This window comes from Pseudomonas protegens (assembly GCF_003732485.1).
GTDB lineage: Bacteria > Pseudomonadota > Gammaproteobacteria > Pseudomonadales > Pseudomonadaceae > Aquipseudomonas > Aquipseudomonas protegens_B.
Window position 1 is genome coordinate 1,915 of record NZ_MOAK01000054.1, and the last position, 3,145, is coordinate 5,059.

The 3,145-nt window shown below is 57.3% G+C and carries 3 protein-coding genes and 1 pseudogene; all 4 read right to left on the reverse strand.

The window, feature by feature from the left end; genetic code table 11:
* Window positions 1–185, reverse strand: a pseudogene (locus BLX41_RS35340) (amino acid ABC transporter permease); the annotation flags it as partial.
* Window positions 166–831 (reverse strand): amino acid ABC transporter permease, encoded by a 666-nt coding sequence (locus BLX41_RS13885; protein ID WP_123725351.1) that lies wholly within the window; start codon window positions 829–831, stop codon window positions 166–168. The gene BLX41_RS13885 and the pseudogene BLX41_RS35340, both read right to left, overlap by 20 nt.
* A 568-nt stretch (window positions 832–1,399) precedes the next feature.
* Window positions 1,400–2,182 (reverse strand): MetQ/NlpA family ABC transporter substrate-binding protein, encoded by a 783-nt coding sequence (locus BLX41_RS13895; RefSeq protein WP_123725353.1) that lies wholly within the window; start codon window positions 2,180–2,182, stop codon window positions 1,400–1,402.
* Between the two features lie 220 nt (window positions 2,183–2,402).
* A complete protein-coding gene (locus BLX41_RS13900) occupies window positions 2,403–3,044 on the reverse strand; it encodes a hypothetical protein (protein WP_123725354.1) in 642 nt (213 codons plus the stop codon).
* Window positions 3,045–3,145: the final 101 nt, after the last annotated feature.

Below are 3,145 nucleotides of genomic sequence, written 5' to 3' on the forward strand. Positions count from 1 at the left end.
AACTCCAGGTAGATCCGCAGCGGCACGTCCAGCACCTTGCGCTGCAAGCTGCACAGCACGCCGTAGAGCACGCCGCCCAGGGTGCTGAAGGCAATGCTCAGCAGGGAAATCGACAAGGTCTGCGCAGCGCCCCGGGCCAGTTGCGGCAAGGACACCAGCAATAACTCAAGACCCGAACTGGCCATGTTGCAGCCTCCTTTCCAGACGGCTGAGCAACAGCGACAACGGCAGGAACAACAGCACGCAGATCAGCGTCAGCACCGCGAGCATTTCGTAGGTCTTGTAGTACAGGGCGATGTAGCTCTTGGTGGTGTAGAGAATTTCCGGCACCGCCACCGCCGAGACCACGGTGGTTTCCTTGAGCAGGAAAATGAAATTGGCGAACAGCGACGGCAGGCTGAGGATGCCGGCCTGAGGCAGGATGACGTAGCGCAGCAACTGCCACTGCGACAGGCCGATGGAGCGCCCCGATTCCAGCTGCGCCTGGGGCACGGCTTCCACCCCGGCCCGCAGCACTTCGGTGAGGTAGGCACCGCCGAGAAAAGTCATGGTGATGATCGCCGCAGTGAAGCCGGAGACCTTGATCCCCAGGGCCGGCAAGGCGAAGTAGACGAAGAACAGCTGGATCAGCAGCGGCGTATTACGCGCCAGCTCCACGTACAGGCCAATCAGCCGGTGCAGATAAGGGGTGCGAAACACCAGGAGCGTGGCGTTGATCAGGGCCACCAGCAGGGAAGTGCCGATGGCGATCAAGCCGACCTGCAAGGTCACCCCCACGGCCTTGAGAAAGGCCGGCAGGGTGCTGAGGATAAAAGGGTAATCGAGGGTCATTGAAAGTCCTGGACGCCGCTGGGGTACAGCGGCGGTGGTGCAGTCCATGGGGCGATGGGTAACCGCCCGGCTGCGGCAACTTTATAGCTATAAAAACAAGACTTTAAATACCGTTAAAGCATATTGATATCACCCAAAAACCTAACCCGCGGATTTGCCGGGCTGACGCCGGGCTACTACCTTTTCTACCGGGTCGAACGGAGCTTTCGCGCCCATACCCCCCCACTGGACGCTGCACCTCTCAAGGACGACCGCCATGGCCGATGCAAAGACCCCGCAACCGCTGGACCCCCATGAGCTGATGAAATGGCTGACGGCGTTGCGCCGGGCCACCCAGCCCACCGCCAAAAGCGCTCCACTTGTGTAGGAGCCGGCTTGTGTAGGAGCTGGCTTGCCAGCGAAGGCGCCCTTCAGGGCGATGCAGGGCTCAAGGGCCTCTTCGCCGGCAAGCGGAACGCCGCCCGGCCGGCTCCTACAGCTTTTGCGGGCGCAATAAAAAACGCCGACGCTGTGCTAGCCGTCGGCGTTCAAACCTTGAAGGGGTTTGTCGCGTCAGTAGCCTAGTTCATCAGAACGCCGGCAGCACTGCACCGCTGTATTTCTTCTCGATAAAGGCTTTTACCTCTGGGCTGGTCAGGGCCTTGGCCAGCTTCTGGATCGCCGGGCTGTCCTTGTTGTCCGGACGGGCCACCAGATAGTTCACGTAAGGCGAGTCGGCGCCTTCGATGATCAGCGCATCCTTCGCCGGGTTCAGACCGGCTTCCAGGGCGTAGTTGGTGTTGATCATGTCCAGGTCAACCTGGTCCAGGACCCGTGGCAGCATGGCCGACTCAAGCTCCTTGAACTTGAAGTTGTGCGGGTTCTTGGCGATGTCCTTCGGCGTGGACACGGCGTTCTTCGGGTCCTTGAGTTCGATCAGACCGGCCTTCTGCAGCAGGATCAGAGCACGGCCGCTGTTGCTGCCTTCGTTGGGGATGGCAATGGTGGCGCCATCTTTCAGCTCGGCCAGGGACTTGACCTTCTTCGAGTAGCCGCCGAAAGGTTCGACGTGTACACCGATCACCGTTTCCAGGTGAGTGCCCTTACCTTCGTTGAAGCTCTTCAGGTACGGCAGGGTCTGGAAGTAGTTGGCGTCCAGACGCTTCTGATCGACCTGCACGTTGGGCTGCACGTAGTCGGTGAAGACCTTGATTTCCAGGTCCACGCCTTCCTTGGCCAGGGTTGGCTTGATCAGCTCGAGAATCTCGGCGTGGGGCACCGGGGTCGCGGCAACGACCAGCTTCTCGCCGGCCTGGGCAATACCTGCGCTCAGGGCTGCCGCCAGTGCGGTGAACAACAGAACTTTTTTCATGCAAGGTCCTTAGGTGTCGAGGTCGACGACGGCTTCAAATAGGGAGCTGATTGAGGTGCCAGTGAAGTGCCACTGCTGGCGTGAGGCGGACAATACCGAGATTTTTTATTCCCGAACAATATCTTTTTCGCAAGAACTTATACCTTTTTGACTGGTACAAAATGGATAGCTGGCTAGCCTGCCGGTACGTCTCGTTGCTCCGTTACACAACACCTGCGATCTATCGATTACCGACTTCAATGGCAACCTTGGTAATGACCGACGTCAGTGCCTTCTCCAGTGCACCATCACCCTCCAGGCTGGCGTAAATGTCATACCTCACTTCATGCTTCGAGTTCATCCAGCGCAACCCGGTCTTCCTGACTCCACCCACTACTTTTTCCGACGTTTTCACCAAGGGCTTACCGAGGTCTTGAGGCTTGGCGTAATCATCGTCGTAAACAACTACACGCTGCGTCAGCTCACGTTCATAGTGGGACTCGTAGGTGACAACATAGTCAGCACCGCACGAATAAAGTGACATGACACCGTTCAAACCACCCTCCTTCATCTCGACACCGGAGGGGGCTTCTTTGGAAAACTGACATCCCAATTTTTCAATTGCCGCTCTCGACTCCGATTTGAACCTGACTGCTTGAGATAGCCTTTTATCGGTCTTCTGAGCGAGTGTGACCATCGAACTGAATTGCTCGAAGCTTGGAAAGCTCGATCTTTTCTCAGGCGCAATTCGGGATGAGGCGGGGCTCTTGTTAATGATACTTTGAATATGTGCGTTACCACTTAGAGGGTGAATTTCCAACTCCGCAATTGCCGAGAATGAAACGAGCAACATGCTTATGCAGATCATCAACAAGCGCATCATCACCACTCCGTCAGATTGCAAGAGGTCGTGTCGGTTTCGAGGCAGGGCGAACCGTCAGCTACACTTGGAGACCAGCCAGCAGTACAGACATTGACAAGCAG